Annotated in this window: 21 protein-coding genes; 7 read left to right on the top strand and 14 right to left on the bottom strand. The window is 55.6% G+C overall.

Translation table 11 applies throughout. The features are described 5' to 3' along the window. Positions 1–6 precede the first annotated feature (6 nt). The 4 genes from VGC33_RS04340 to VGC33_RS04355 form a co-directional block, all read right to left on the bottom strand. Positions 7–915 carry an AEC family transporter gene (locus VGC33_RS04340; protein ID WP_331119426.1) on the bottom strand — a complete coding sequence of 303 codons (909 nt, stop codon included), beginning with the start codon at positions 913–915 and terminating at the stop codon, positions 7–9. 84 nt (positions 916–999) lie between these two features. After that, positions 1000–1689, bottom strand: a complete 690-nt coding sequence (locus tag VGC33_RS04345) for an NAD(P)H-binding protein (protein ID WP_331119428.1) — start codon at positions 1687–1689, stop codon at positions 1000–1002. Positions 1690–1715: 26 nt separating this feature from the next. After that, complete coding sequence (locus tag VGC33_RS04350; RefSeq protein WP_331119430.1) at positions 1716–2012, bottom strand: DUF1330 domain-containing protein; 297 nt, start codon at positions 2010–2012, stop codon at positions 1716–1718. Positions 2013–2157: 145 nt separating this feature from the next. Next, entirely contained in the window at positions 2158–2907 is a 750-nt protein-coding gene (locus VGC33_RS04355) for an SDR family NAD(P)-dependent oxidoreductase (protein WP_331119432.1), read from the bottom strand. Between the two features lie 129 nt (positions 2908–3036). Between VGC33_RS04355 and VGC33_RS04360 the strand changes: the two genes are divergently transcribed. The 3 genes from VGC33_RS04360 to VGC33_RS04370 all read left to right on the top strand — a co-directional run bounded on the left by VGC33_RS04360 (position 3037) and on the right by VGC33_RS04370 (position 5230). Next, the gene (locus VGC33_RS04360; protein ID WP_331119433.1) at positions 3037–3381 is read left to right on the top strand and encodes an ArsR/SmtB family transcription factor; all 345 of its coding nucleotides are present in this window, start codon (positions 3037–3039) and stop codon (positions 3379–3381) included. A 155-nt stretch (positions 3382–3536) separates the two neighbouring features. After that, positions 3537–4478, top strand: a complete 942-nt coding sequence (locus VGC33_RS04365) for a hypothetical protein (RefSeq protein ID WP_331119435.1) — start codon at positions 3537–3539, stop codon at positions 4476–4478. A 188-nt stretch (positions 4479–4666) separates the two neighbouring features. After that, complete coding sequence (locus VGC33_RS04370; protein WP_331119437.1) at positions 4667–5230, top strand: DUF1003 domain-containing protein; 564 nt, start codon at positions 4667–4669, stop codon at positions 5228–5230. Between the two features lie 33 nt (positions 5231–5263). On the opposite strand, the gene VGC33_RS04375 is transcribed toward VGC33_RS04370, so the two are convergent. The 3 genes from VGC33_RS04375 to VGC33_RS04385 all read right to left on the bottom strand — a co-directional run bounded on the left by VGC33_RS04375 (position 5264) and on the right by VGC33_RS04385 (position 8382). Beyond that, positions 5264–6229: a 2-hydroxyacid dehydrogenase gene (locus tag VGC33_RS04375; RefSeq protein WP_331119439.1), complete on the bottom strand. Its 966-nt coding sequence runs from the start codon at positions 6227–6229 to the stop codon at positions 5264–5266. 96 nt (positions 6230–6325) lie between these two features. Continuing rightward, positions 6326–7768, bottom strand: coding sequence for an aldehyde dehydrogenase (aldA, locus tag VGC33_RS04380; RefSeq protein WP_331119441.1), 1443 nt, complete (start codon positions 7766–7768; stop codon positions 6326–6328). Between the two features lie 329 nt (positions 7769–8097). Further along, positions 8098–8382 carry a YciI family protein gene (locus tag VGC33_RS04385; RefSeq protein WP_331119443.1) on the bottom strand — a complete coding sequence of 95 codons (285 nt, stop codon included), beginning with the start codon at positions 8380–8382 and terminating at the stop codon, positions 8098–8100. A 158-nt stretch (positions 8383–8540) separates the two neighbouring features. Between VGC33_RS04385 and VGC33_RS04390 the strand changes: the two genes are divergently transcribed. The 3 genes from VGC33_RS04390 (at position 8541) to VGC33_RS04400 (ending at position 11214) form a co-directional block, all read left to right on the top strand. Beyond that, positions 8541–10001 carry a sensor domain-containing diguanylate cyclase gene (locus tag VGC33_RS04390; protein WP_331119445.1) on the top strand — a complete coding sequence of 487 codons (1461 nt, stop codon included), beginning with the start codon at positions 8541–8543 and terminating at the stop codon, positions 9999–10001. A 368-nt stretch (positions 10002–10369) separates the two neighbouring features. Continuing rightward, positions 10370–10534, top strand: a complete 165-nt coding sequence (locus VGC33_RS04395; protein ID WP_331119447.1) for a hypothetical protein — start codon at positions 10370–10372, stop codon at positions 10532–10534. A 188-nt stretch (positions 10535–10722) separates the two neighbouring features. Further along, positions 10723–11214 (top strand): CinA family protein, encoded by a 492-nt coding sequence (locus VGC33_RS04400; protein ID WP_331119449.1) that lies wholly within the window; start codon positions 10723–10725, stop codon positions 11212–11214. Positions 11215–11219: 5 nt separating this feature from the next. Here the strand turns inward: VGC33_RS04400 and VGC33_RS04405 are convergent, their stop codons facing one another. Then, positions 11220–11774 carry a sugar O-acetyltransferase gene (locus VGC33_RS04405; protein ID WP_331119451.1) on the bottom strand — a complete coding sequence of 185 codons (555 nt, stop codon included), beginning with the start codon at positions 11772–11774 and terminating at the stop codon, positions 11220–11222. An 894-nt stretch (positions 11775–12668) separates the two neighbouring features. On the opposite strand from VGC33_RS04405, the gene VGC33_RS04410 reads away from it, so the two are divergent. Further along, positions 12669–13346, top strand: coding sequence for a trypsin-like peptidase domain-containing protein (locus VGC33_RS04410; RefSeq protein WP_331119453.1), 678 nt, complete (start codon positions 12669–12671; stop codon positions 13344–13346). A gap of 11 nt (positions 13347–13357) precedes the next feature. Here VGC33_RS04410 and VGC33_RS04415 read toward each other — a convergent pair whose 3' ends face one another. From VGC33_RS04415 to VGC33_RS04440, 6 genes are all read right to left on the bottom strand, one after another. Then, positions 13358–14347 (bottom strand): GlxA family transcriptional regulator, encoded by a 990-nt coding sequence (locus VGC33_RS04415; protein WP_331119455.1) that lies wholly within the window; start codon positions 14345–14347, stop codon positions 13358–13360. Between the two features lie 973 nt (positions 14348–15320). Then, positions 15321–16868: an HAL/PAL/TAL family ammonia-lyase gene (locus VGC33_RS04420; protein ID WP_331119457.1), complete on the bottom strand. Its 1548-nt coding sequence runs from the start codon at positions 16866–16868 to the stop codon at positions 15321–15323. A 37-nt stretch (positions 16869–16905) separates the two neighbouring features. Beyond that, positions 16906–17808, bottom strand: coding sequence for an ABC transporter substrate-binding protein (locus VGC33_RS04425; protein ID WP_331119459.1), 903 nt, complete (start codon positions 17806–17808; stop codon positions 16906–16908). A 14-nt stretch (positions 17809–17822) separates the two neighbouring features. Then, positions 17823–18548 carry an ABC transporter permease gene (locus VGC33_RS04430; protein WP_331119461.1) on the bottom strand — a complete coding sequence of 242 codons (726 nt, stop codon included), beginning with the start codon at positions 18546–18548 and terminating at the stop codon, positions 17823–17825. Beyond that, entirely contained in the window at positions 18545–19195 is a 651-nt protein-coding gene (locus VGC33_RS04435) for an ABC transporter permease (RefSeq protein ID WP_331119463.1), read from the bottom strand. The genes VGC33_RS04430 and VGC33_RS04435 overlap by 4 nt, the downstream gene beginning before the upstream one ends. After that, positions 19185–20294, bottom strand: a complete 1110-nt coding sequence (locus VGC33_RS04440; protein ID WP_331119465.1) for an ABC transporter ATP-binding protein — start codon at positions 20292–20294, stop codon at positions 19185–19187. Before VGC33_RS04440 ends, VGC33_RS04435 begins: the two co-directional genes overlap by 11 nt. Between the last annotated feature and the right edge of the window lie 252 nt (positions 20295–20546).

Raw genomic sequence — 20546 nt, forward strand, 5'->3', positions numbered from 1 at the left:
TCGCGTTTAGACCTGCATCAGCGTCAGCAGGGTGGTGATGATGATAATGCTGATAAATATCGACAAGGATCCGGTAAAGCTCGATACCGAGCCCAGGGAACTGCACCTGGAGGTGAACATCGGCGCCAGGGAGGAAACCGGCGCAAATACCGCCACCGCCAGCACCTGGCGAATTTCAAGCGGCAGCGGGGTGCAATAGTAGAACAGCGCGGCAAAGACCGCGCCGGCGCCATAACGCAGCGCCAGGACTTTATAAACGTCTTTCAACTGCGACCGGTTGATATTGATTTCAAGCATCATGCCGATAATCAGCATGGCGATGAAAGGATTGGCGTTGCCGATAATCGACGTCATGATGATTACCCGGCCGGGTAAATGGTAGCCGCACAAGGCCGCCACCAGCAACAGCACATAAACGTCGAATGGAATCGATGAAAACAAACGCTTGAACGTATTTTTCAAGCCGGTACTGATGCCGATGACATTGGACGCGGCGACATAACTGCCGCCGGTGCAGATAACCGAATTGCCGGCGTCAAACAGACAGGTGGCGACGATGCCCACCGGACCGAGGAAACTTTGCACATAAGGCAGGGTAAAACACCCGATATTGTAGCCGGGCGAGTTAATCATATAAAACACTTTGGTCTCGTTATTGCGTTTGCGGGCGATAAAAAAGCCGGCCGACAGCAACAGAACATTACAAACAAAACCAATCAGCACCAGCACCAATAGGGAATGTTCGACCTCAAAGCTGGCGAAACCGGTGATAACCGCCGCGGGCAAGGTCAGGTTCATCATTATTTTCGACAAGGCTATGCTATCGGAACGCTGTAATACGCCGTACCGCTTCAACAGATAACCGACCACGATAATGAAAATGAATGAAAATGCCTTGATGAGAACGTCTAGCATAGGACTGCCCCAGGGGGTAATAATGAATTCATCATACATTACCGATTGTGTCAGTCACATGGTTTTGTCAGCGCCCGAACGGGATCATTCTTTCAGGATGGAGACGGGGAGACGGGAAACAGTATAAATATCGCCGGTTTCGAGCACCGGACGGGAAAATCCCCGGCGGGCGAGGTTAAGCATCGCCCGTCCCAGTGTTTCCGTGGTCAGTATGTCGCGCGGGAACAGCGGGCGCAGCAGGGTCGCCACCGGCACCAGCAGCAGGTATAGCAGCCGGTACAGCGCGGTTTTCGAGCGCGCGCCGTGTTGCGGCAATATAATGCCCGGGCGGACGATATACACCGCTTTCAGCGCCAGACGTTGCAGGGCGTTTTCTGTGCCGCCGCGCACCCGCTTCCACATGGTGCGGCTTTTTTCCGTGCCGTCGGCCCCGGCGCCCGAGAGATAGACAAAGGTCGCCGCCGGGCTTACCCGCGCCAGCGCCTGTGCGGCGGCCAGGGTCATATCATGGGTAATGGTGGTATAGCGCGGTTCATCCATGCCCACCGAACTCACCCCGAGGCAAAAAAACGCCGCGTCGACGCCGCCGAGCCGGTGGGCAATATCGTCATAACGCAACAGCTCGGTGTGAATCAGGGTCTGCAGTTTGGCATGCTCCACGCGCGGCGCCGATCGTCCCACCGCGATGACCGCCGACACGTCGTCAGCCAGCAGGCATTCCCGCAGCACGCCCTGTCCCACCATGCCGGTGGCGCCCCAGATCATCACTTTCATCGCCCGTCCCCCCAGGTGAACGAGCGTTATTCGCCGGTCACGCCCTGGATGATAAATGTCCGGTAGGTTGCGCCGCGAAACCGGTGCGCCACCGCCTCTTGGTACTCCGGACTATCATACCAGGCTTCGGCCGCCTCAAAGGTGGGAAATTCCAGGATTACCGCGCCTTCCACCGCGCCGCCGTCGGTATGGCGCAAACGCCCGTACAGCGCCAGGGGAACGGGCTGATGAACGGCGGCGCTTTTTTCCGCTTTCTCGCCGTAGATTTTCATTTGTTCTGGGTCATTTACCGCTTCACGTACCGCGACAAAATAGGCTGGCATGGATAACTCCTTTCTGGCGATTGGCGGACGGCGTGGGGCCGCCGCCTGAAAAAATGGGTGGCCCGGCCACAGGCGCGCCGCGCCGGGTCATGGTGGCCGGACGTTGGCGCGTTGCGCCGGGCCGGGTAAAAGCCGGCGCCGGGCGTTAGCGCAAGCCGCCGGAGGCGCTGATGCGTTCGCCGGTCAGCCAGGCCGACGCGTCGGAAGCCAGGAACAGCGCGACTTTGGCGATGTCGTCCGGTTGGCCGAAGCGGCCCAGCGGCGTTTGCGCAATCAGGTCTTTCTCAAAATCACTGCCTAAAATACCCGCCGCGCCCGCCCCTTCGGTGGCCACGCCGCCCGGCGCGATGGCGTTCACTCTTATGCCGCGTCCGGCCAGTTCTCTGGACAGCCCAATCGTCAGGGTATCAATCGCCCCCTTGGTCGCGGCATAGATGGTGGAGCCGGGGGTAGGGGTGGTGCTGATCACCGAGCTGATATTGATTACGCTGCCGCCCTGGGGATTAAAGTACTTTAGCGCTTCCTGGGTCGACAGGATAGTACCGAGCACATTGATATCGAACTGGCGGTGAAACTCCTGCGCGGTGACCTCCTCCAGGGGGCCGAAAGCAAAAACCCCGGCGTTATTGACCAATACGTCAAGGGCGCCGTAGGCCTCCCGGGCGGCGCTGAACAGCCGCTGGACGTCAAGCGCGTTGCCCACGTCGCCCTGCACGGCGATGGCCTTGCCGCCGTCGGCGACAATGGCGGCGACCACTTTATCCGCATCGTCGCGGCTGGAGGCATAGTTGACCACGACCGACGCGCCGGCGGCGGCAAAGATTTTGGCGATACCGGCGCCAATGCCCTTGGATGCGCCGGTAACGACGGCGACTTTACCTTGCAACTGACTCATGAGCGGACTCCCGATGGTGTGAAAGATTAAGTGCGTTAGTTCGGAATTAATGAACTACGTTAGTTCGTAAAGTATGAACTATTGGACAAGTTGTCAACCATCGGGTATAAATATTTTATGAGACCGATAATGCATCCCGCAGCTGAAGACATTACCGTGGAGGGGATCCTGCACGCCCTGTCCGATCCCGTGCGCGCCTATATTTTTGCCGAGATAGTCCGTGCCGGGTGCTCCCAGCCCTGTTCGGCCTTTCTTGCGGTCAGCGATCGCGCCGTGCCGAAATCCACCTTGTCCCAGCACTTCAAAATTCTGCGTGAAGCCGGCCTGGTCCGCAGTGAACGCAAAGGCGTGGAAGTGCGCAATACCCCACGTCATGACGATTTACAGGAACGCTTCGGCCCCCTGATACAGGCGATCCTGGAGTCCTACTGCGCGCAGTCCGCCGGAAAACGCGACGCTACAACCGCTGTTTAATAATCTAATTCTATTATATGACTATATCCGGTCAAAATTTATGAGTAAAATACTTTAATTAATATTCTCATTGGCAGACCTGCGACATTAAAAACGGGAAATAAATATCAATATAATTGTTATAATTAGATATTATTCATTTAGAAGGAATTTTTATGGTTAATTTTATCTCGGAAATTAATATCCATTTAAAAAATAGAAATCAACTTAATAATATTATCGACCAACATAATCATTTGCAAAATGCGGATGATAAAACGCTGGATAAAGTGGTCTATGTCGCAAATAACAGCCGCGCGTTCAAGCCTGCGGCCAACCCTGAACTGCCGCTGAATAAACGGATTTCGCTCGTCTATGGATTTGATAATGTCCGCAATCTTGACAGCCGGGACGGCGTGATGAAATGCTCCATCGAGCAACTTAATCAGTCGCTGGGGATTTTCCCCGCCCAGCAAAATTATAAAATAATAAAAGGCATAAAGCGTGGTATCGCCATTTCACGCCGTAAGGTGCTGGAATTCAACAAATTGACGGGTATCGACTATGCGACGGCCAAAATCCTGCTGAGGTCGTGGCGTAATTTTTTACGTGATAATTATGATTTTATATCATTGAAATTACAACTGATTAAAAAAATAGAAAAATGCCGTACGTCGTGTCGAAATGGGGGGTGCGGACATAATATGCTGATCAAAAACAGCCCTGGCAGGCTGCACATTGGCGACGGGTTATGGCACGATACCAACGCATTGGTGAAGCAATTTGTCCAGCGAAACGATGTGGCGGGGTTTAAAACCCTGTCTTTGCGCCATAACAAAAACGCGCAGCTTTTGGCGGGAATAATGAAAACCATGCTGTTGCGACGCATCAGTAAACTGGGAATGGAGTGGAGCAGAAAGATAAAGATTATGGTTAATTTCGACGTGAATTTCAGCCATCAAACCGCCATGAAATTTACGCGCGGCCACCATGAGCAGTATTGGCCGCTGACGTATTCCGCCTATCGCTATTGCAAGCGGCAAAAACATGATCACGTGTTGATAAGAAAAGTGCCCGCCCCCGCGTGCGGCGCGCCGATCTTGCCCGGGCCGCGGTAAGTCTTCCTGTTCCCCCGACGATGTGGCGTCAAGCCGAACCGGGCTGTCGCCCGGTTACATATTATATGTGCCCGTTTGCGCGCGCCGGCCACTATAATGGGCGCATGCGCCGACGGCCCGGTACCAGGGCTGTGGCATTACCGCTAGCATCAGCATGAAAAGCATCATTGTCTGGGATGAGAAAAACCATGGAAAAACAGGCTGTAGCCACCGCGCCCAAAGCGGCGCCCGCCGGCACTCCCGTAAAGATCGATCACCTGCGTTTTCACCGCCGTCACGCCCATCTGTCGGCGCCGTTCGGCAACGGCTGGTTCGCGCGCAAGGCGGAGGGTTTCGCCCGCTTCTTCGGCACGCCGATGTTTTTAGGGGCGCAGACGCTTATTGTTGTCGCCTGGGTATGCATCAATACCTTCGGTTTCGCAAAATTCGATATCTATCCGTTTATCCTGCTTAACCTGGCGTTCAGTCTTCAGTCCGCCTACGCGGCGCCGCTTATCCTGCTGGCCCAGACGCGCCAGGCGGAGCGGGACAAGGCGCATTCCGACGCGGATGCCGAGCATCGCGAGGCGCTGGCCGTCGCCAATGCCGAACGCCAGGAGCGGGCGGCGCAAACCTCGGCGCAAATCATGACCCTGCTTGAGCAGAATACCGAGCTGACCACCCTGACCAAAAACCTGAGCGAGCGCATAGAGGTGTTGGCCGCCGAATTGCATAAAAAACTGTTGCTGGATGCGCCCAAACCCCAGGCGTAACACACTCCGGCCTGCGGATAAGGCGGGAAAGGCTCAGTTGGCCGCATTGGCCGGCGTCCTGCCCGCCAGCAACCCCGTCAGGCCGTCGCGCAGCAGCGCCGCCATGCGCAGGCGCGTGGCAAGCGTGGCGCTGCCCAGATGCGGCAGGCCGAATACGTTGTCCATCTGCCGGTAGGCGGCGTGGATTTCCGGTTCGCCGGCGAAAACGTCCAGTCCGGCGGCGGCCACATGCCCATCGTTGAGCGCGGCGATAAGCGCGTTATCGTTGATAATGTCTCCGCGTGAAATGTTAACCACCACCGAGCCCATGGGCAACCGGGCCAGCAGGGCGGCATCCACCACGCCCCGGGTTTCGGGGGCGGGTGGACAGGCAATACAAAAATAATCACTGTGCGCGGCAAGCGCGGCGAGGGAATCGTGATATACGGCGTGTTGTTCGGCCGCGGGCGGCAGCCGGAGCCGGTTATGGTAGTGAATTTCCATATCGAAGCCGCGCGCCCGCCGGGCGATGGCCTGGCCGATGCGCCCCATGCCGAAGATCCCCAGGCGCTGGTTCCAGACATCCTTGCCCAGCAGCTGGTCAGGCGCCCAGCCAGGCCAATCGCCGCCCTTCAGCAGACGCAGCCCTTCCAGCGCGCGCCGGCCCGCGCCCAGCATCAGCAGCAGGGCGGTATCGGCGCAGGACTCGCTTAACACATCCGGGGTAAACAAGACTTTTATGCCGCGCGTTTTGGCCGCCGCCAGATCGATATGATTGGTCCCCACCGAATAGGTGCAGATAGCCTTGACGGAGCGCGGCAGCCGTTCAATGGCCTGCTGGTCAAGCGGCATCGCCAGGGAAATCAGTATCGCCTCCACGTCGGTCATGGCGGACAATGCCGCCAGGGAGCCTGCCAGCGTGCCTTCCGTGGTATGGCGCAGGGTGAAATGGGCATTCAATAAGTCATGGGCTTGCGCAAACAGCGGGCAGGCCATAAACAGCACCGGTTTATCTGACATGGTTACCTCGTCGCTTATCCCGGGTCCGACGGCGGCCGGCGGGCGAAAAACCACCGCCTTTGCCGATACTCAATGTGCCGGCGCCGCGTAAATGGCTCAGGATTGAAATTGCAGGTATACCACATGGGTCTGCAAGTACTCTTCCAACCCGTGGCGGCCGTCCGCGCCGCCAATGCCCGACTTGCGCCAGCCCGCGTGAAAGCCTTGCATCGCCTCGAAATTTTCCCGGTTAATATAGGTTTCGCCAAACTTCAGTTTTTTAATCGCCGTCATGGCGGTATTCAGGTTGGTGGTATAAATCGATGAGGTCAGACCGAATTCGCAGTCATTGGCCATCCGCACCGCCTCGTCCAGGGTGCGGAAGGTGGCGACCGGCAGCACCGGGCCGAAGGTCTCCTCATGCATGATATCCATCTTATGCTGTACATCCACCAGCAGGGTGGGCCGGAAAAAATAGCCCTTATCGCCCGCGCGCCCGCCGCCGGTGACCACTCTGGCGCCTTGGGCCACGGCGTTATCCACTTTATCCTGCACGCTTTGCAGCGCGCTGGCGTCAATCAGCGGGCCCATATCCAGGTTTTCCTCCCGGGACGGATCGCCAAAGGTCACCTGTTCAAGCGCCGTGGTCAGCCGGGCGATAAAGTCATCCTTGATATCTTCCTGCACATAGACCCGTTCGGCGCAGTTGCAGACCTGCCCGGTATTGATGACGCGGGAGGCGACAATCGCCTTCACCGCCAGATCCAGATCGGCATCGTTCATCACGATGGCCGGTGCCTTGCCGCCAAGCTCCAGCGAAACCTTGGTGATGTTTTTCGCCGCCGCCGCCATGGTTTGCTCGCCCGCCGCCACGCTTCCGGTCAGGCTCACCATGCCGACCTTCGCGTTGGCCGCCAGTTCCTGGCCCACCACCGAACCCCGGCCGGTCACCAGGTTGAACACGCCGCGGGGCAAACCCACCTCGTGTACGATGCCGGCGAAGGCAATGGCGTTATTCGGCGTCAGCTGGCTGGGTTTCACCACGATGGTATTGCCGGTGATAAGCGCGGGCGCCGCTTTACGCGCCACCAGAAAAAACGGAAAGTTCCAGGGCAGGATGCCGGTGGTGACGCCAATGGCTTTTTTGAATACGAAAATATTCTCGTTACGCCGGTCGCTTTGTATAATCTCGCCTTCATAGCGGCGCGCCCATTCGGCCATATAATCGAGATAATCGGCGGTAAACAATACCTCGGTCTTGGCCAGGCCCTGGGTCTTGCCCCCTTCGGCCACGATAATATCGGTCAGCTCCCGCTCCCTGGCGCGAATACCGTGGGCGATTTTATGCAGCCACACGCCCCGCTCCTGCGCCGGTAAATCTTCCCAATCATGCTGCGCCCGTTCGGCGGCGTCGATGGCGTTGCGCACATCGTTCACGTCCGCGTCCGGTATCCGGGATATCACTTCCTCGGTGGCGGGGTTAAGCACATCAATCCATTTATCGCCACGGTGGGAGACAAACTCGCCGTCGATATACATCTGTTGCTGTTTTATTGCCATTGCTGCAACTCCATTAAGAAATTGTAGGGTTATTGTTGCGCATTGGATAAAAGTTTTACTCCGGGCACCGAAAGAATGCAATGGCCGCGCCGGTGGGAAAGGTCTTACGGATTGCTGTTTTTTTCCGCGTTTTGGGCGCGATGTCTTTGCCGCATGGCCATGGGGGAAAATAATCTGGCAGCCATTTAAAGAACGCTGTGATGACTATCTCAAAAATCCCCTGGCTGGCGGACCGGCAATATTAAGTTGAAATTTTGAGCGATATCACAGAAATTCGCAACGGATATAGACGCGCCGCCGTGGGACGATGTCCACGGCGGCGGCGGGTATCATAGCGTGCGCAGGACGCTCAGCGGTGCGCTGGTGGTGGAAGGAACAAACTCGGTTATGCTGTAATTGGCCACTTCAGTGAAGGGATCTTGCGCCAGGATATTATCCAGGTCTGGTCGCGCCAGGGTCCGCGTCAGAATGATGCCGCCGATGCGCGGCACTTTCCTGCCGGAGGCCACGAAATCACCGGTGGCAAAATATTTTTGCAGCCAGGCCAGGTGCGCTTCCAGCAGCGCCTCGACCTTTTCAATGGGCTCTTCATAGGTCAAATCAACGATAAACATCCGCGGCTCCCGCACAAGTATTAAGGATGCCGTTAGGATAAACCTTAACGGCGGCAAGCTCCACCGACGGATGACGGCCGATCGGGATTTGTGACGTGACAGGCGCGCGCTATTAACGCACTCTCTATGGCAAGAATATGACGCACCAGGTGAACTTGATGAACAACCCGCATTGGTTGAATAAAACACGGGCTATTATTTTATTTACCCTGATGCTGCTCACCGCGTTTTTGATCATCAGCTGGAGCAGCTATGAGGTGGCCAGACAATCGCTTAACGATGAAATTGAAGAAAACACATTACCGCTGACCAGCGACAACGTCTATTCCGAGATTCAGCAAGACCTGTTGAAACCGATATTTATTTCTTCCCTAATGGCCCATGACACCTTTGTCCGTGACTGGGTACTGGTGGATAGCGAGCGGGATCCGGCGGCGATGATCCGGTATCTGAGCGAGATCGACCGGCGTTTCGACACTATTTTTTCCTTTTTTATCTCTGATAAAACCCGGCGCTATTATGACCCCAAGCGGGTTTTGGAAACCGTCTCCGAGCAGGCGGAGAAAGATCGCTGGTATTTCCAGATCAAAGCCACGGCGGACGATAAGCCATATGTTATCGACGCGCGTCCCGATCCCGAGGACCGGACCCATCTGGATATCTTTGTTAATCATAAGGTCATGGATTACCAAGGCAATTTTATCGGCATTACCGGCATCGGCCTGTCGGTGCAAAAGGTCAAATACCTGATTGAAAAATATGAGCGCCGCTATAACCGCACCATTTATTTTGTTGATAAAACCGGATCGGTGATATTGCATGGCGCCGCGTTTAAACGGCCGCTGCAGATTCGGTTGCAGCCGGGACTGGGTCCGCTCGCGACGTCGATTCTTACCGTGCCGGGCGGCAGCTATCAATATGATTACCAGGGCAGGAAAGTGCTGCTCAATACCCGGCTCATCCCGGAATTCGACTGGTACCTGATGGTGGAGCAAAGCGAACATCCGCTGGAGCGGGTGCTGTTTATGACGCTGCTCAAGAACCTGGGCATCGGGGCCGGCGTCAGCGCGCTGTTTCTTCTGTTGTTATGGTTGACCATCGGCGGCTACCAGCGCCGGCTCGAGTCCATGGCCACCACCGATAAACTGACCGGCATTATGAACCGGCAGTCGTTTGAGTACCGATTCCAGCGTCTGCGGGGGCAAAAGATGGCGGAAAACGGCCCGCTGTCCATGGCAATCATTGATATCGATCATTTCAAGCAGATCAACGATCGTTACGGACACGGCGCGGGCGACCGGGTTATCCAGCATATCGCCCGGCTCATCCAGAACGCGCTGCGCCGCTCCGATTTCGTTTGCCGCTGGGGCGGCGACGAGTTTTTGGTGCTGCTGGGCGGATGCAACGGCGACGACGCGCTACGGCGCATGGAAACCCTGGCCCGCGATATCGCGCAGTCGGAGGTGATTACCGAGCGCGCGGTGATAAAAGCGACGGTCAGCTGTGGCGTTGCCGCATATCGGCAGATGGAAAACCTGGACGCGCTGATCGATCGTGCCGATATTGCGTTATACCAGGCCAAACAAGCGGGGCGCAATCAGGCTGAAAAAAGAGATTAGCGCCGGCGACACCTCGCCCGCCGCCGATAATAGTGCCGGGGCGGGTGGCATGGGGCCCTTAGCTGAACAGGCTATGGATAAGCTTCAGAAGCTCACTGATAAATTGTAGAGTCGGCAGCAAGGCGTTATCCTCAGTGCAAGGTGGAAGAGCGTTATGCGAGCGCGCCGGGAGCAGGGTCTATTATTAAACATAACCTCATTTGCTTCAATCCAGCCGTCCCGATTGCAGGGATAAAATAAAGTTGTGTTAACCCGCGCCCGGTCTAAACTAATAAGGTTACTGGAATAAAAGTGCCTGTTGTTTATTTGCGGTCATCAGCACTTTGTAATTTTCTTACCAAATCATCACCTAATGCATTGGAGTTAAAATGACACTATATCATGAAGGTAAGAGAACGTTTGCCCCCTCAAAAGACAAAGCGCCCGTAAAGGACAAACCTTCTGAAAAAACGAAGTCGCCGGCGAAAGCCAAAAGCGACGACAAAGATAAAAAAGACGATAAAGCCAAAGGGAAAAGCAGCACCAAAAAATAATGATGCCGCCAGCAGGGCTTGCCGTTAGCCTATGTCAATGGGCTGCTGATGTTAACTATCAGCAGCCCATGAATTTTTTATAATCCGGGCAGCTTCGCCATGCGATAATTCATAACGCCGGCACTTATCGCGTCGCGTCGATATTATAATATAAATAGCAGCGCCACAGGCTTATGGAAAATTGAACGATGAATTCACAACTTAACGCCGCCGCCGGCACCCTCGCTGAAACATTACGCCGCAATCGGCTGATACTGACCACCGCGGAATCCTGCACGGCGGGCCTGGTGGCCATGGCGCTGTGCGCCGTGGGCGGCAGCGGCGATTTTTTCACTCGCGGCTTCATAACGTATACCGATAGCGCCAAGCATGAAGTCCTGCACGTCGGATGGCATTCCCTGCAAACCCATACCGCCGTCAGCGAACAGGTGGTGAAAGAGATGGCCGCGGGCGCGCTGGAGGTCGCGGGTGAGGATCTCGCCCTGTCGGTCAGCGGCTACGCCGGGCCGGAGGACGGACCCGACGGCACCCCGGCCGGCACCGTCTGGTTCGGGTGGGTTACGCTTGATAAAAAGATCCATACGCAGGTGAAACAGTTTACCGGCGATTGCGAATCCGTTATAGAACAGGCCGCCATCTTCGCGTTAACCGGGATGAACGAATTGCTGAATACTCAATAGCTCTTTTATGGCAGGGCGCGCAAGACCCGGCATGGGTTACCGCAGGCCACGACATTGGCGGGAATCGGGCGCGTTACCACGCTGCCGGCGCCGATGGTGGTGTTTTCTCCAATCGTCACGCCGGGCAGGATAATACATCCGCCGGCAATCCAGACATTATCGCCGAGCGTAACCGGTTCGGCCCAGCCGATATGCCGGCCGCGTTCCCGGGCGTCGAGCGGATGATGGGCGGTATAAAGCTGCACGTCCGGGCCGATGAACACGTGGTTGCCAATGGTTACCGGCGCGCAGTCCAGCAGGACAAAATTGAAATTAATAAACACATGGCTCCCGAGCCGGGTGTTCATGCCGTAATCAACCCGCAGGTTTTTCTCGATATGCACGTCCTCGCCCACCTGGCCGAAGATCGTCAAAAGAAGTTGCCGCTGCCGTGCGGTTTCACGGTGTCCCAGCGCATTATAGCTATCGATGTTATCCCTGACCGCGTGCCGTATTTCAACCAGTTCGGGGTCATTGATAAAATAACGCTCGCCCCGCCGCATTTTTTCCAACTCACTCATCGTATTACTGCCTCTTGTCACACGTTAACCCGTCACCAGGTCGATCTCCCCATGTCGCGGCGGGTCTACCGGCAGGCGCGTAAAAGCCGCCTGCGGGTGGCCGGTGATGCCTGCCACGCCCCAAGGGCATAGTGCCTGAAAGCCCCGGACAGCTCCACTCGTTCGGCGGCTTTCGGCAACAGGGGTTCACCCGGCCGCCTCGGCAAGGCCGGTATCCCCAACTGTTGAAAAAAGAAGCATATCGTCGTAACAATGACACCTAAGAATTTTCCTACCGCCGTAATATACTCACGCGCAGAGGAATACCATAGGCGGGTTAATATCGTCTGATTCCGGCGATCTGTATAAAATACACGAATCGATAATAGCGTAACCGTATGGCCCATAAAAGTGGTTAGGATGGGTAATATCTATCATAAATGTATCTGGGTTTATTATTAATGAACTTGTTAATATTATGTTTAATTCTTGTATTCCTCATGCTGTACAGTTTTCAACGCCATGCGCAATTTCTTGCCAGCAGAACGTTACCGAAAAAACGGCATGCTAAACAAGTAATGGTTTATGGATATATAAAATTACCGTTATTGTCAGTGGTCCGGCATCAGGATTTCCACGCTCTGGCCAATAAGGGCCTCGCCGATGGCCGCCAGGAAGACATGATGAACAGAGCGGCATAAATCAGTTTAAAATCAACACATAATCATCGGTGGTTTTAATGACGCAATAGCGAAGATGACCTTAACCTCGCGCGGATATGGACATTAGGGCATGCCTGTAATGAGAAAGGCATCAATGCGAAAACTATTGATCAAATTTCTGATTAATAAGGCATAAAAAATATTAGCAGTCGTAAAGCTATTCTTTAAAAGAATGTTATCAGCAGGCCCAACAATGAAATCAATCATTTTCATCCTGGCATTATTATTGTCAGGCTGCAGCGCGGTAGGTCATTATAATGTCGACAAAAACGCCAGCAATAAAGCGGATTTTCATTTTATCGGTATTCCCGTATTGGCCGGCGCCGTCGGTTCCAGCTTTCCGCTAACGGAAAATTATAGCCTCACCGCCGGACATGTGGCGAAATTAATGATGGTTAGGGTGAAAGCCTATAATCCCCTCTGCGATGTGGCCATTATTTACCATAACAATAAAGGACGGGCGTTGCCCAAACTGGAATCGGCGGTTAAAGGCGAACGGGTCAATCTGTACGGATACAACGCTTATACGACGCTTCCCACCTCGTCATCCGGCACGTTGCAGGCTTTCGGCTGGTGGGATAAGCCCGGCACCAGTTGCCGCATGGGGTTGACCGACGCGGGCGGCATCCAGGGCATGAGCGGCGGGCCGGTATACGTGGCCGACGGCGCCATCGTCGGTATCTTTACCGCCACGCATCGCAAGCGCAACCAAAGCATTTTTGTGCCCTATCAAAACATTGCCGATTGGGTGGCAAACGAAATGGACGGCAAGGATTTGGCCAGCGTAAAAAAATCGACGGCGTTGCCCGCATTGCTGTCGCCGGCTGTCGTCTTGCCCGTGGCCCGGGTTGCGGCAGGCGAGCTTAACTGATGACCGGCCGTTCAGTCCTGTTTATCCAATTGTTGCCGATAGGTCAGGGGACTGATGCCGATATTACGCTGAAACACACGCCGCAGGACATCCGCACTGGTGAAACCACATTTGGCCGCAATCTTGTCCAGGTTCATCGAGGTCATTTGCAGGAAGCGCTGCGCGGTTTCCAGGCGGATATTTTCAATATATTTTGCCGGGGTGGTATTCAGCTCGTGCTTGAATATCCTGATAAGCGTGCTTCTGCTCATGGCCAGCTTATCCGCCAGCACATCGACGGTAAGTTCCTGCGCTAAATGTTCATGTATCCAGGGCTGGAGCATTTTCAGGCTGCGGTGGCTGGAATATTGCGCCAGCAGGGAAAAACTGAGCTGCGCCTGATCGGCGGGCCGGCGCAGGAACAGCACCAGCTCCTTGGTCACCTCGCCGGCCAGCCGATCGCCCAGATCGTCGGCGATAAGGTTGAGCGCCAGGTCAATGCCGGAAGACATGCCGGCTGATGAGTAGATTTTGCCATCCCTGACCCAGATAGGCTGTTCCTCCACATGCACCCCAGGATGGTGTTTGGCGAATTCATCCATCACGCGCCAGTGGGTGGTGACATGTTTTCCTTCGAGCATGCCGGTTTGCGCCAGCGCGAAAATTCCGCCCGAGACCGTGCAGATGCGGCGGACCCGCTTTTCCTGGTTGCTGATCCATTCGATGGTATGCGCCGGATACAGGCCGAACGACGCGATATTGGTGGTGATAATCAGCGTATCAATGGCGTAGGCCGCCCATTTTTTATCGGACAGGGTTGAATGGCCCAGCAGGCTTATTCCCGCTTCAGTTTCAATCGTTTTATCCGGACCGGCGGAGACCAGTTCCACCTGGTAAGGATAGTTATTTTCCGCCAACGTGTTTGCCAACCGAAATGCTTCCATTGGACCGGCGACATTTAAAAGGTCAATAGGTGGAATACCAAGTATCACTATTTTTTTAGTGGGAACACGAGCTGGCATAATTAATTACCCTTGGAATATGCAGGCGTTGTAACAGTAGTGATTAACATCTGACACAAATCGTCGTACAATTGAAATTTTTTTACCGCGGCTTTAATCCTGATAAGCATATGAAAGTTAAAGCTCGTATAATTAGTAATAACCAGATAGTAATGTAATGTAAAGCTTTTTGGCAAGGTTTGGAAATAATTGGATACATTTTAATGAATTTGAAATATTTATATAGTCCATTAATAAATTCTGATAAGAATGTTAAATAGCACAATTGTAAAAGGTATAAAAAAATATATTCTTTATAACTAAAAAACAGCACGGTTTTATCTGTGCGTTGCATCGGCCTGGGCGAGCAAAAGCATAAATATATAACTTAATGTAAAATAAAGAATTTATTTATTTTTTTGTGCTATCTCACCGCTATGGATAAGATTTTACTCAAAAGAGGTTAATGTTCGCAGCGAGCAGCTTGGCGGCGATTGGCGCGTCATTTTTCCGCCAGGAAACGCTATTTATTATTTCTTCTTCGTTAAAGAATTCATTACGAAATACTGCGTAAAATGAAATACCTTGACAATGGGGTCAGCCCAATGTGCGGCTTAAAAAGCATCATATAACGATAAATAGCCGATATCGCGCGGGATGGACAGGCGTTGCAAATACTCACTCAGCCGAGGGGGGAGCTTAAATCCATATTGACCCGTATTGTTGATTATTTGTTAAATCTCAACCCGATATAATATAAAATGAACTGAATTTTTCCGCTCCGGTTCCATATATTGAGACTTATGCATAGCGCTAGGGCAAATTAGTTCCGGCCTGTTATAAAAACGTGGGTTGGTTCGGGGGCCAATGCCTGTATAAACAGGCTGACGAAGTCGTTGCGGCGGGAGCCTTTATCCAGGCCGGCTGGCTGAAGCCAGAGATACCGGCATGGATAAGCCGGTTTTTTTTTAACCCCGCGGCGTAGCGGGCGCCGTCATGAGGTCTCTCCCGTGGCGGCGCCGGCAACCAGCAGGGGTTGCAGGGCGTGGGATAAACGGCCATCGGCGATAAGACGCCGGATGGCCAGCATATCCGGGTACATCTCATCGTCCCGTTGGCGAAAGGCAACCTCCCGGCGTATCTCCGCCATCACGGCGCGGGCGCCCCGGGAAGGGCGCAGCGGCTGGTGAAAATCAATGGCCTGGGTGGCGCACAGCAGTTCGATGGCCACGATGTCGACGGCGTTGTTAATGCCATCCAGCGCCTGGCGCGCCGCCGTTACCCCCATGCTGAGATGATCTTCCTGACCCGCGCAGGTCGACACCGTATGGACGCTGGCGGGCGAGGCCAGGGCGCGGTTTTCCCCGGCCAGCGCCGCGGCGACATAGGGCGGGATCATCATGCCTGAATACGCCTCGCCTTCCTGGATTAAAAACGCCGGCAGACCACTGAGATGGCTGTTGGTCAAACGGTCGGAGCGCGCCTGCGATGCGGTGCTCAGTTCCGCAATGGCCACCGACAGCGCGTCAAGGGCCAGGGCGGTAGGCGCGCCGTGGCCATTGCCGCCCGGCAACACCTGTAGTTCTCCGTCCAGCACCATAAACACCGGATTATCGGTGACTGAATTGATCTCTATGGTCAACACCTGCCGGCAATAGCCCAGCACATCACGCACCGCCCCGTGAATTTGCGGAATGCAGCGCAGGCTGAGCGCATCCTGCACGCGAAAATCCCGGTAACGGTCCAGTATTTCGCTGTCCTGCAGCAGGCAGCGCAAGATACGCGCCGTCTCCACCTGGCCGGGGTGCGGACGCAGCGCGTGCAGACGGGCGTCGTAACCCCGGGTATTGCCTTTCAGCGCCTCCAGGCTTATCGCGCCGGCCGCGTCGGCGACCGGCAACAGTGCGTTAAAGTCTTCCACCGCCAGGCAGCCGAGCGCGGTGATTTCATAGGTGCCGCTGACCAGCGCATGGCCTTCACGCGGTCCCGGCGTCCTCGCCTCGATCCCCGCCCGGCGCAGCGCCTCGCCGCCGGGAAGGAGCTCCCCCCGATACCAGGCTTTACCATGGCCGAATACCGCCAGGCCGATATGCGCGGTGGCAATCAGATACCCCACCGATCCTTTGGCGGGCGCCCAGGGAATAACGCTCCGGTTCAGCATCATGGCCATGGTGTCCACCAGCGACGGGCTGACGCCGCTGTAACCCTGCAACAGCGATTTGATCATGACAGCCATCATGGCGCGCACTTCAGCGGGCGCCAAATCCGCGCCGGTGCCGCAGGCATGGCTTTTCAGCATATTCAACTGCACGGCGGCAATCTGCGGCGAGGACAGGCGCTGGGTAACCAGGTCACCCACCCCGGTGGTCAGGCCGTAAATCACTTTATCCGCGGCCAGGGCACGGTTGATCTGCTGATGCGCCGCCGCCATGCCCGCCCGCGCCCGCGCATCGATCCGCACCTGGGCGCCCGCGGCAATCGCGGCGATATCCCCGGTGGTGGTCTCGTCCCGGCCCAACAGAATGCTATCCGCTACTGCCATATTATTCTCCCGACCTGATGGTGATGGCGCGTAGGCATTATTTGTCCAGACCGTGCCGGGTCAGCCATTCCTTCGCCACCGCGTCGATACTGTCGAAATTGGCCAGTTTGCCGTTCATGACAATCAGGTCTTCGGTGGTCAGCTGGGCTGAAATCTTGTCCAGGGTGTCGCCAACCGGGGCGCTGAGTTTATCGGCGGCAATTAACGGCACGATATTTTGCGCGGGGAACAGGTTTTTGGGGTCTTCAAGGGCCACCAGCCTGTTTTTTTTCATTGCCGGATCGGTTGAGGTCATATCCGCCACCTGGATTTGATTATTGGCCAGCGCCGATAAGGTCAGCGGCCCCGCCACATCCAATACCTTGAAGTTTTTAAATGTCAGGCCGTAAATGTCCTTTAACCCCTTAACCCCCTCGCGGCGGCTTTTCCATTCCGCCGGTCCGCCCAGCACCAGTTTGCCGGCGACCGGCTGCAGGTCGCTTATGGTCTTGAGATTATATTTTTTTGCGGTTTTTTCGGTCACCGCCAGCACGTCGCTATCCTGCGCCCGGGAAATGGACAACATCTTGATCTTGGCGGGCAAGGCCTTGGCCAGCGCGGCCTCGACATCCTCCACGCTGTGGGCCTGGGTCTTCTCGTCCAGATAACTGAGCGTCGCGCCACTGTATTCGGGGATCAGATTTATCGAGCCGTCCAGCAACGCCGGCATATACACCTCCCGGCTGCCGATATTCAATTTCTTTTCCACTTTGATATTTTTCGCCGCCAGGGCGTCGGCATAAATCGTGGCCAGGAGCTGGCTTTCAGGAAAATCCGCCGAACCCACGATAATGGTGCCGATATCACCGGTCGCGGTGGCCTTATCCTCAGCCGACGCCAGCGCGGCATGAAAAAAAACGGTGGAAAATAACGTCGCTGCGAGCAAGGGATTGATTTTCATTTTGATGGCTCCGGTTAATGAGATAGGTGTCTGAAATATTTAGCTAACAGGATTAAAGGTCTGCGCCGGCGCTCGCGCCGCTGGATGCCGGATGAGACCAGAAAACGAATTAAAAATGAAAAGATAAAATCCACCGCCAAGGCCAGCGCGCCCACCATAATCGCGCCGGCGACCATTTGCGGATAATCGTTTTGCGCGCGGCCGTCGATAATCAGCCGCCCCAGCCCGCCCAGGGAAACGTAGGCCGCGATGGTGGCGGTCGAGACAATCTGTAGCGCCGCGCTGCGAATGCCCGACAGGATAAGCGGCAGCGCGCAGGGAATTTCCACGGTCAGCAGCAGCCGCCAGGGGGAATAGCCCATGCCGACGGCAGCGTCGATGACGCTGGGATCAATCGCGGTTATGCCGGAATAGATACCCATCACGATTGGCGGCAGCGCCAGTATAATCAGCACAATCAGGCAGGGGACGATAAACGCCAGATCGGATTCGAACACCGGGCCGAAGAGAATGACCAGTAAAATAATCAGGCCAAAGGTGGGCAAGGCCCGCATGGCGTTGGCGATGCCGATAAGCGTACGGGTCCCCTTACCGGTATGGCCGACATAACAGCCGATAGGGAAGGCGATAATCAACGCGATAAATAATGCCTCGGCACTGTAGATTACATGCTGGATTATCAATGCCAGCAGGCCGTCGTCGCCCAGCCAATGGGCGCTGTCCATAAACCAGGCTATCATCGTCCGCTCCGCGTCGGTTTCCAGGCGGTGATCCGGTTCGCGCCCAGCAGCAGTAAATTATCGAGAATCAACGCCAACGCGATACATAACACGATGCCGGCGATAATCGGCGTCAGGAAATGCAGCTGGAAACCCTGGGTAAACAGTGCTCCAAGCTGGGGCATACCCACCACCGCGGCGATGGACACGATGCTGACGTTGGACACCAGCACCACCCGCATGCCGGCGGCGATAACCGGAACCGCAAGCGGCAGCTCCACCAGGAAAAACCGCTGCAACGGCCGATAGCCAAGCGCCACCGCGGCTTGCCGGGTATCTTCCGACACGGAATCCAGCCCGTCGCACACGGTGCGCACCAGCAATGAAAAGGCGTACAGCGTCAGCGCCACCACCACGTTAAGGGTATCGAGTATTCGGGTGCCGAGGATGCCCGGCAGCAGGACGAATAACGCCAGGGAAGGAATGGTATAAAGCAGTCCCAGCATATTGAGCAGCAGGTTCTTGAGCCGCGTGATGCGATAGATAAGGATCCCGGCCGGAATGGCCAGGATCAATCCAATCAGCACCGGCGCCACGGACAGGTACAGGTGCCAGCACAGCAGGTTGAAAATGGCGTCTTTTTGCGCCCACAGCCAATCAAATCGCATGGCGTTGCTCCACCGGCATCGGTTGGTGGGCGGCGCCGAACGCCTGTTCTATATTCACCGATCCCAGCAATTGCCGGTTATCGTCAACGACGATTCCCCGACCGGACGGAGAGCTGAGCACCGCGTCCATCAGTTGGCGCAACGAGCCGCTCAGCGGTGCGAAGGTCGAGCTGAGGTTAAGGTCGCCGGCAAGGATCTGGGCCTTTTCCTGGCTAATATCAAACCAGCCCAGGGGTAGGTTATTATCGGTCACCAGTATCCACTGGCCAAGCGCGCGCTCCCGCGCCTCGGCAACCGGCATGCCCACGGCGGCGCAAGGCTCGCCCGACAAGGCCAGGCCGGATGGGATGGCGCTGAAGGCCAGCTTGCGGTAGCCGCGGTCCCGACCTATAAAATCGGCGACAAACGCATCGCCGGGGTGGTTAAGCAGCATCGCCGGCGTATCGATTTGCGCCAGCCTGCCGCCGGGCCTGAATACCGCCACCCGATCGCCGAGTTTCATGGCTTCATCGATATCATGCGTTACCATGATAATGGTTTTCCCGATAGCGCTCTGCAGGCGCAAAAATTCATCCTGCAACTGCTCGCGCACCACCGGATCCACCGCGCTGAAGGGTTCGTCCATCAGCATGAATTCCGGATCCGCGGCCAGCGCCCGGGCAACGCCAACCCGCTGCTGCTGACCCCCGGACAGTTGCCAAGGATAACGCTGGCCCATTTCGGGCGACAGACCCACCCGATCGAGCAAGTCCAGCGCGGTTTTCCGGGCGGCATGCCGGGTCGCTCCGTTAAGGCGCGCGGTAACGGCAACATTATCCCGCACGGTTTTATGCGGGAACAATCCGGCGTTTTGGATGACATAGCCTATCTTGCGTCTTAACTGCACCACATCCATCTCCCGGGTGGATTGGCCGTTCAGCGCAATCACGCCTGAACTCGGTTCTATAAGACGGTTTATCATGCGCAGCGACGTGGTTTTGCCGCATCCGGAAGGGCCGACCAGCATGGTGATTTTTGACGAAGGGGCGACAAAAGACAATCTGTCCACGGCAACGGTGCCATCGGTATAGAATTTGGTGACGTTGTCGAATGAGATCATGGCTTATCCCTCTAAATGGGTTATCAGCCTTTTAAATTCAGGCATGTATATTCTTGTATGTACAACCAAGCAATTACAATGCCAACTCCTCTCACCGGCATGCCCGCCTCAGTAAAGGCCATGGCGCGGCGTCGCAGCCGTGAACAGAAGTAAAGCAAGCCAACCGGATTGTGCCATTATGAAGCGCTGCGCACTTTGATGAGGCAGCGCCCCATGAGGCCCCATTGCGTGGCAGCCAAAAAAAACGCAGAC

This window comes from Acerihabitans sp., from assembly GCF_036398755.1.
In the GTDB taxonomy this organism is placed as follows: domain Bacteria; phylum Pseudomonadota; class Gammaproteobacteria; order Enterobacterales; family Enterobacteriaceae; genus Acerihabitans.

Bases quoted from the DNA above. Each gene is read 5' to 3' on its own strand.
- VGC33_RS04350 (WP_331119430.1), bottom strand. From the start codon at position 2,012: ATGCCAGCCTATTTTGTCGCGGTACGTGAAGCGGTAAATGACCCAGAA.
- VGC33_RS04385 (WP_331119443.1), bottom strand. From the start codon at position 8,382: ATGTTTATCGTTGATTTGACCTATGAAGAGCCCATTGAAAAGGTCGAG.
- VGC33_RS04345 (WP_331119428.1), bottom strand. From the start codon at position 1,689: ATGAAAGTGATGATCTGGGGCGCCACCGGCATGGTGGGACAGGGCGTG.
- VGC33_RS04355 (WP_331119432.1), bottom strand. From the start codon at position 2,907: ATGAGTCAGTTGCAAGGTAAAGTCGCCGTCGTTACCGGCGCATCCAAG.
- VGC33_RS04420 (WP_331119457.1), bottom strand. From the start codon at position 16,868: ATGGCAGTAGCGGATAGCATTCTGTTGGGCCGGGACGAGACCACCACC.
- VGC33_RS04440 (WP_331119465.1), bottom strand. From the start codon at position 20,294: ATGATCTCATTCGACAACGTCACCAAATTCTATACCGATGGCACCGTT.
- VGC33_RS04360 (WP_331119433.1), top strand. From the start codon at position 3,037: ATGCATCCCGCAGCTGAAGACATTACCGTGGAGGGGATCCTGCACGCC.
- VGC33_RS04390 (WP_331119445.1), top strand. From the start codon at position 8,541: ATGAACAACCCGCATTGGTTGAATAAAACACGGGCTATTATTTTATTT.
- VGC33_RS04435 (WP_331119463.1), bottom strand. From the start codon at position 19,195: ATGCGATTTGATTGGCTGTGGGCGCAAAAAGACGCCATTTTCAACCTG.
- VGC33_RS04430 (WP_331119461.1), bottom strand. From the start codon at position 18,548: ATGATAGCCTGGTTTATGGACAGCGCCCATTGGCTGGGCGACGACGGC.
- VGC33_RS04340 (WP_331119426.1), bottom strand. From the start codon at position 915: ATGCTAGACGTTCTCATCAAGGCATTTTCATTCATTTTCATTATCGTG.
- VGC33_RS04425 (WP_331119459.1), bottom strand. From the start codon at position 17,808: ATGAAAATCAATCCCTTGCTCGCAGCGACGTTATTTTCCACCGTTTTT.
- VGC33_RS04365 (WP_331119435.1), top strand. From the start codon at position 3,537: ATGGTTAATTTTATCTCGGAAATTAATATCCATTTAAAAAATAGAAAT.
- VGC33_RS04405 (WP_331119451.1), bottom strand. From the start codon at position 11,774: ATGAGTGAGTTGGAAAAAATGCGGCGGGGCGAGCGTTATTTTATCAAT.
- VGC33_RS04375 (WP_331119439.1), bottom strand. From the start codon at position 6,229: ATGTCAGATAAACCGGTGCTGTTTATGGCCTGCCCGCTGTTTGCGCAA.
- VGC33_RS04415 (WP_331119455.1), bottom strand. From the start codon at position 14,347: ATGCCAGCTCGTGTTCCCACTAAAAAAATAGTGATACTTGGTATTCCA.
- VGC33_RS04370 (WP_331119437.1), top strand. From the start codon at position 4,667: ATGGAAAAACAGGCTGTAGCCACCGCGCCCAAAGCGGCGCCCGCCGGC.
- VGC33_RS04410 (WP_331119453.1), top strand. From the start codon at position 12,669: ATGAAATCAATCATTTTCATCCTGGCATTATTATTGTCAGGCTGCAGC.
- VGC33_RS04400 (WP_331119449.1), top strand. From the start codon at position 10,723: ATGAATTCACAACTTAACGCCGCCGCCGGCACCCTCGCTGAAACATTA.
- aldA (WP_331119441.1), bottom strand. From the start codon at position 7,768: ATGGCAATAAAACAGCAACAGATGTATATCGACGGCGAGTTTGTCTCC.
- VGC33_RS04395 (WP_331119447.1), top strand. From the start codon at position 10,370: ATGACACTATATCATGAAGGTAAGAGAACGTTTGCCCCCTCAAAAGAC.